This is a genomic window from Sphingomonas sp. 10B4 (genome assembly GCF_035019905.1).
In the GTDB taxonomy this organism is placed as follows: Bacteria; Pseudomonadota; Alphaproteobacteria; order Sphingomonadales; family Sphingomonadaceae; genus Sphingomonas; species Sphingomonas glacialis.
This window is the reverse complement of the sequence record NZ_JASJVC010000113.1, coordinates 1-7,079: the sequence shown is the minus strand read 5'-3', so window position 1 is coordinate 7,079 and position 7,079 is coordinate 1. Positions and strand designations below refer to the sequence as shown.

At 61.5% G+C, this 7,079-nt stretch carries 7 protein-coding genes; 1 reads left to right on the top strand and 6 read right to left on the bottom strand.

Features of this window, described 5'->3' with window-relative positions; translation table 11 throughout:
* Positions 1-453: 453 nt before the first annotated feature.
* Positions 454-1,220, top strand: a protein-coding gene (locus tag QN347_RS18375) for an IS5 family transposase (RefSeq protein WP_416194469.1) whose coding sequence is annotated in 2 segments (ribosomal slippage) — positions 454-781 and positions 781-1,220 — 768 coding nt in all. Because the reading frame shifts where the segments join, the coding sequence is not laid out codon by codon here.
* A 322-nt stretch (positions 1,221-1,542) separates the two neighbouring features.
* Here QN347_RS18375 and QN347_RS18370 read toward each other — a convergent pair.
* The 6 genes from QN347_RS18370 to QN347_RS18345 form a co-directional block, all read right to left on the bottom strand.
* Positions 1,543-2,163: a triose-phosphate isomerase gene (locus QN347_RS18370; RefSeq protein WP_322161069.1), complete on the bottom strand. Its 621-nt coding sequence runs from the start codon at positions 2,161-2,163 to the stop codon at positions 1,543-1,545.
* Between the two features lie 266 nt (positions 2,164-2,429).
* Positions 2,430-3,356, bottom strand: a complete 927-nt coding sequence (locus tag QN347_RS18365) for a L,D-transpeptidase (protein ID WP_322161067.1) — start codon at positions 3,354-3,356, stop codon at positions 2,430-2,432.
* Between the two features lie 17 nt (positions 3,357-3,373).
* Positions 3,374-3,643 carry a hypothetical protein gene (locus QN347_RS18360; RefSeq protein WP_322161065.1) on the bottom strand — a complete coding sequence of 90 codons (270 nt, stop codon included), beginning with the start codon at positions 3,641-3,643 and terminating at the stop codon, positions 3,374-3,376.
* A gap of 561 nt (positions 3,644-4,204) precedes the next feature.
* A complete protein-coding gene (locus tag QN347_RS18355; RefSeq protein ID WP_322161063.1) occupies positions 4,205-4,621 on the bottom strand; it encodes a response regulator in 417 nt (138 codons plus the stop codon).
* An 80-nt stretch (positions 4,622-4,701) separates the two neighbouring features.
* The gene (locus QN347_RS18350; protein WP_322161061.1) at positions 4,702-5,325 is read right to left on the bottom strand and encodes a response regulator transcription factor; all 624 of its coding nucleotides are present in this window, start codon (positions 5,323-5,325) and stop codon (positions 4,702-4,704) included.
* Positions 5,322-6,806, bottom strand: coding sequence for a PAS domain S-box protein (locus QN347_RS18345; RefSeq protein ID WP_322161059.1), 1,485 nt, complete (start codon positions 6,804-6,806; stop codon positions 5,322-5,324). Before QN347_RS18345 ends, QN347_RS18350 begins: the two co-directional genes overlap by 4 nt.
* Positions 6,807-7,079 lie beyond the last annotated feature (273 nt).

Sequence of the window (7,079 nt, the reverse complement as noted above, 5' to 3'; positions counted from 1 at the left end):
CTATGCAGCCCTTGAGAACCTGGATATGGTTGCATGACTCAAACCAAATAGCCTCTAGGAAACCCGGGACGGTTCACACCGCTCCGGTCGTTGAAGCGTCGTGCAGGTCCGAATTACAGCGGCCGCAACCTAGCACCTCCATCACATCACCACGTCATTATCCCGAACCTCGGGCGTTCGAAGTCGTACAAGTGCAAGAGGGGGATCCGCGACCGTGGCAGCATACGTTGACGATGTTGCCTTAGCTCTGCAGCAAATGTGGGATCGCTGCGTATGCGTACCGGAAAGCTGCCGCGACATGGTAGTGGCTTTGCCGGACTACATGGCGGTCTGCGGGACTGGTAAGTCCCAACGGGGGGGGGGGCAGATATTTCAGGCGCGACCCCCGCCCGACTAGGCCGTGAACCCATAAGCGGGATTCCCAGGATCGGGCTTTTCTGGTTCAGGCTCGGTATGAGCCGATATGATCTGACCGACTTTGAGTGGCGTGTGATCGAGCCGCTGTTGCCCAACAAGCCGAGAGGCGTCGCGCGCGTTGATGATCGTCGAGTGTTGAACGGGATCTTCTGGGTGTTGCGGTCGGGCGCGCCGTGGCGCGATCTTCCCGAGCGATATGGCCCGCGCACCACCTGCTACAACCGCTTTTCGCGGTGGCGCAAAGCCGGCGTTTGGGACCGGCTGATGGACGCCATCACGGCGGCGTACGACGGCGACATCCAGATGATCGACAGCACTTCCATCCGGGCGCACCAGCAGGCTGCGACGGCAAAAAGGGGGGGCTGGATCACTGCCTCGGGCGCTCCCGAGGTGGTCTCACGACCAAGATCCATGCGGTCGTCGATGCGCAAGGGCTCCCGATCCGGCTCAGCCTGACAGCAGGTCAGGCGCACGATGGGCCCGCCGCATACAGGCTGCTGGATCGCCTCGATCCCCGCACCATCGTCCTGGCCGACAAAGCTTATGACGCCGACGGGATCCGCGATCTGATCGAGGCGCAAGGCGCGGTGCCGAACATCCCCGCCAAAGCCAATCGCAAATGGAAACCCTGCTTCAGCAAAGTCCTCTATCGCGAGCGCAACCTCGTCGAGCGCTTCTTCAGCAAGCTCAAGCACTTCCGGCGCGTCGCCACCCGCTACGACAAGCTCGCCGGGAACTTCCTCGCGATGGTCCAACTCGCCTCAATACGGCTGTGGCTCCGCGCTTATGAGTCTACGGCCTAGCGCACTTGATGCGGTCATCTCAGCGCTGCCGCCGATAGTCTCGCGCTCGATCCTGAGCGCGTTGGCTAGGGGTTGTTCGCACAGCCATGAGCGCCCCCCAATGTCCGGGTTAAATCGGGATGCACCGGTCACGTACATACGGGCCCGACCCTAATGTAGCACGACGGCGGCGGGCAGCTATGCGGTCAGCGCAGGAGGCCAAACCAACAGGTGCCCATGGTCATAACTAAGAGTGTGATCAGCAAGACGGTAATAAGGATTGGACTCGGTGTGACGTTCTTCCGTGTCGTGGCAATTGTACGCAGAATGCCATTTTTCTCGCTCAAACGCCGGATCGTTTCGTTTGGACTGCTATCGTCCAAGCCTCGGTCGATCGGATATCGGTAACGGCGGTGCCGAATATGTGCGCGAGGACTTCGGCGATTTGCTCGCGCGTCGGCGTCGTGCCGGAACCAATCGCCCAGAGCGGCTGATAGGCGATCGAGGTATCCGCATTGGCTGGTATGTCGGGCAGGCTCGCCGCCAGCTGATCGCCGAAGACCTTCAGCGCGTTGCCAGCGTGTCGCTGCGCCGCAGTCTCGCCGATGCAGACGATTGTCGCAAGACCGTGTTGCCACGCCGCTGTCACCTTGGTAGCTACCATCGCGTCGGTTTCGTGATGCCCGTGGCGGCGCTCGGAGTGGCCGAGGATCACGCTCGTAGCACCTGCGTCGCGCAGCATCTCAGCATCGATGTCGCCGGTGAAAGGGCCCGCTTCCTCGGCGCTGCAGTCCTTGGCGCCGACTTCGATCGAGCTGCCGGCCGCCTGCACCGCCAAAGTGATCAGCGTTGCGGGGACGCAGACGAGTATTTCGATAGCGCCCGTGCGGTCGGCGACCGCACGGGCCATCGCGGCGATCTCGGCGACCTGCGCCTGCAGCCCGTGCTCTGGATAGGCGTCCAAGCGCGAACCCCGCCGAGGTCGAATTAAGTGACTGTAAAGATTAGCAAAATCTAGGTTGGCGGGGGTCTTAATCGGCGCCGATCGGGATCACATCAGACCAAATACTCTCTCGCGTTTTCAAATATCTGTGCCGCAAATAGACGGGGATCGATTTCGACGCCTATCCACACCTTTGCGGCACCGCTCTGGCATAGCGCCACGCATTAAATGCGGAAAATGTGCTTATCAATCAGGAATGACGGCCGTCCGCCGGTGATCGGTCGGCCTTATGGTCCATCGGCGGCGATGACCGTGATGGGATTACCGGTGCCGGCGTCCTTCAGCGTATCGCGGGTGATCAGGAAGGTCGTGCCGGGCGTGAGGACCGTTTCCAACAATGCGCCGAAGCCTGGCGGGAGGTGTCCTCTTGCCTCGTCCTGCGCCGACAGTTCGGCCGAGGCACCTAGTGCCTGTCCAGGCAGCGGCAGGCGGAGCCAGTGTGCGCCGCTGGCGTCCTTCGTGCCAAGCGTGAAGGCTTCGGTCACTGTCACCGGACCATCGATCGCGATTGCGCTGGAGCCGATCTCGACACCGTTGCGCAGGACGATCAGCCGCCGGTCGCGGCCGCTTACGACGATTGAAACCGGGCCGCTCGGGGCGCGCTCCGGGTGCCAGACGAAGGGGCGAGCGGCTGCTTCGGCGGCCCCGGAGAGGAGCGGCGGGGTGGGCACGGCAACCGGCACCGCGGCATCGTCGGTGATGACCACGGTCATGCCGAGACGCGTTATCCCATACAGCAGTTTGGCGAACGCCCGGGGCAGGCGGATGCAGCCGTGCGATGCCGGATATCCGGGAAGATTGCCGCCATGCATCGCAATGCCGCCCCATGTGAGACGCTGCATGAACGGCATCGGCGCGTCGGAGTAGAGGTTAGACTTATGATCCACCGCTTTTTGCAGAACGGTGAATACGCCGGTCGGGGTCGCGTGGCCGCGAGTACCGCTGGAAATCGTCGAAACTCCAATCGGCACGCCGTTGCGATAGGCATAAGCGCGCTGCGTCTTCAGACTGACAATCACGGTAACGGGACCCTCGGGCGCGATCTGGGGGGCCCATAGGAACTCGCCCGGCTTCATGTGTTCGATCTGTCCGTCGACCGCTACAGGCAGGGCCTGTCCGACGGCGGCCGTCGTGCCAGCAAGCGCGAGCAGCACAGCGAGACACCGCACGATCATCTCGGCTGCTGCATCATCGGAGGCAACGCGAACGATCTTATCACGTCGACGAACAGAGGCACTGCAGCCGAATTTGGTTGTTCTGTAATGATCGACACCGCGGTTTGCTCTGCATGTTCCCGAAATATGGTTTCGAGCCGAGCGGAGTAGCGAGCGGCCAGATCCTCATGGACCATACGCGCGCAACCCGTCGCGGTGCCCGCCATGCTCAGCGACCGCACCACACGCTCCTGCAAGTACTGAAACTCTGCGTCCTCGAGGTCCATTATCATTTCCTGGTTCGCCGCCGGATCGGCGGGATCGGGATTTAAGTAGAGGGCAACCGGCGGCACGTCTGGAATCGGGAAACACGTACCAGATCCGCGCCTGCATACTTCCCGATTTTAGGATCGGCAGGCCAGCAGCCGGTATCGGCACGTCAACGGGATATGCGGCTTCAACGAGATGCTCTCGAGAGTTCATCGCCAGCGTATCGCGATCACGTGAATGGCCACCCCCTTATCGGCAGGGCTCAGACAGGATGGATGGCGTGGACGATCCCTACCAGACCGGGGCCTATATATACGTGTGTGGCCTAAATTAACGCACCCGTTAAGGCGAATATGCGCACCGCATATCCGTCTGCCATAGCTTGGTGTGCGCATTGCACAGACATATCCCCAGAGTCCGCCGCTAACTGGCGTGCCTGACGTCGGTTTTTCATGTTCCAGGACCACAGCGCGATGCCGGCCGCTTCGACGGCAAGTCGCATGCGCTTGGCACCCCAAAGGGGTACGGGCCTGGTTTCGGTGGGAATACTCTTAATCCTTCAACGTCTTCGGCAGTGGTTATCCCGCGGCGGTCCAGCTGCTCCAACTGCGATCGACCGATGCGGCGATCGCTGCGACGAGGGGGCGATCGCCGATATTGCGATCGACCACCTTGTCGCCATTTTCTGCCGCTTCCTGGGCGAGCTTGCCTTCGGGGTCCAGGCCGCCTAGCAGGATGCCCTTGCCCCGCCAGCCGGTGGCGCGCATCTCGCGCAGGAGTTCGAGGCCATCGACCTCGGGCATATCGATATCAACGATGATGCAGGCATAATCACGCGAGCGAGGGTCGGCGAGGAGTGCGGCGCAGGTTGCATAGGATCGTACGTCATAGCGTTCCGAGCGCAGCATGATCTGTCGCGCGTGCCGGATATCGTTATCGCCATCGACGAGCGAGACGCCGATGCTTTCCGGAGGGGTAATGTCCTTCATATTCATGCCAATTCCTTGTAAGATTCAAGGGTCGCATGTTCTGCCTGGCGCTGTCTTTACGTATTAAGCGAGGGGTGCGGCCACGATTAAGCCGCCTCGCCAAGCCCTGCGGCAAACGCGATGCGCAATACATCGGACAGGCTGCGGGCATGGACCTTATCCATCAGGTTCGCCCGGTGGACCTCGACGGTCCGGGTCGCAATACCAAGATCGAACGCGATCAGTTTGTTGGGGCGGCCGAGCACCATGCCGTCCAGCACGTCGCGCTCGCGCGGGGTCAACGCTGCGAGCCGCACTACCGCGTCCGCAGAGGCCACATGGTCGCGCTTGTCGCGCGCGGCATGCTTGAACGCCGCGTCGATCGCCGCGAGCAACGCGGCGCGCTCGAACGGTTTTTCCAGAAACTCCAGAGCCCCGGCCTTGATTGCGCGAACCGCCAGCGTGACATCGCCGTGGCCGGTGAGCATGATAACCGGCAGTGCGATTCCATGCGACGACAGGCGGTCCTGCACTTCCAGTCCGTCGATTCCGGGCATGCGGACGTCGAGCAGAATGCAGCCTCGCATCTCGCGGTCGACGACCGCCAGGAATTCGGTGCCCGAGGTATAGGTCTTCACGAAGTGTCCGGCCTTGCGGAGCATAAAGCCGATCGACTGGCGGATGCCCTCGTCGTCGTCGACGATATGAACGATGCGGTCGGTATCGGTCATTCGTCTTCTCCAGCGAGTGGAACGCAAAAATGGAAGACCGTGCCACCGTTAGGTACTGCGTCGGCCCAGATGCGGCCGCCATGCGCTTCGACGATAGTACGGCAAATCGACAGGCCAAGACCCATGCCGCTCTCCTTGGTGGTCGCGAATGCCTCGAACAGACGCTCGCGAACCGCATCCTCGATGCCGCTACCGGTATCGCTGACGCTCACTCGCACCCAACCCTCGCGATCCGGGGCGGTCGAAATCGTCAGATGCTTGGTCGACGAGGTCGACATCGCTTGGATCGCATTGCGGATCAGATTGACCAGCACCTGTTGGATCTGAATGCGATCGACCAGGACATGGTCTAGCCCTGCCGCGATCGTCATCGTTACAGTGATCCCGGCTTCATGCGCTCCGAGCAGGCCAAGGCTCGTCGCCTCGTTTACCAACGCGTCGAGGCGCTCCAGGCGAAATCCGGTGTCGCCGCCATCGACGAACGACCGCAACCGGCGGATGATTTCACCGGCCCGCAGAGTCTGGGCCGCGGCCAGGTCGAGCGCTTCGGAGATTTCGGCAAGCAACGGATCTGCGCTCTCGCCGATCATGTCTCGGCTTGTCTCGAGATAGGCGGCGATCGCAGTCAGCGGCTGGTTGATCTCATGCGCGAGCGTCGACGCCATTGTCCCCATCGCGCTGACGCGGGAGACATGGACCAGCTTGGACTGAAGTTCCTGCATCTTGCGCTCATCCTCGCGGCGGGAAGTGAGGTCGCGGATAAAACCGGTGAAGATGCGTTCGCCTGCGATCGACACTTCGCCGACCGACAGCTCGATCGGAAATTCCTCGCCAGTCGAGCGAAGTGCCGTGGTAGCGCGGATACTGCCAATGATATGGCGAACACCGGTCTGCAGATAACTGCTCAAATAGCCGTCATGCGCTTGGCGCTCGCCCTGCGGCATCAGCATGCTGACGTTGCGGCCGACCACATCGGCTTCGAGGTAGCCGAACATCGTTTCAGCGGTGCTGCTGAAAGAAGATACCGTGCCGGTTCCGTTCATCACGATCATCGCCTCCGGCACCGTCGCCAGAATCGAACGGAGATGGTGTTCCCGGCGGGAGACAGCTGCCGCGGCCGCCTTCTGGTCGGTGATGTCGCGGACGACCTTGCCGAAGCCACGCAGCGCGCCATTCTCACCGCGCAGCGCGGTGATCGTCACGCTGGCAAGAAATTCCGAACCATCCTTGCGAATCCGCCAGCTCTCCTCCTCAATGCTGCCCTCGACGTTGGCACGTGCCAGGTCTCCCGCGGGTTTACCCGCGGCGACATCGCTGGGAGGATAAAAGATCGAATAATTACGGCCAATTATCTCTTCTTCGGTCCAGCCTTTGATCTTTTGCGCGCCGCAATTCCAGATCGTCACGCGGCCCTCCGGGTCGAGCATATAGATCGCGTAATTGGTGGCACCGTCGATCAGCAGCCCGAGTTCTTCATGCATTTCGGCATTGCTACGCACGGCACCCGCAAGTGCCACCTCTTGAGAAGTAGGGTCATCTGGGATCATAAGCGCACACGCGCGGATAGCCGAAGCAGGGGTCTGGATATCATCTGAGCGTCTGCCTTCTGGATCAGAGGCTTTGGGGCGCCGGACGCCGATACGAGCTCTGCTTAGGCAGCCGGCGTTCTGGCTTCTTAGAGTCCGTTTGGAAAATCACGGATGGGCGTTTCTGCGTAGCATGAGTCCGCCCATGGCGACCATGATCATGGCCTG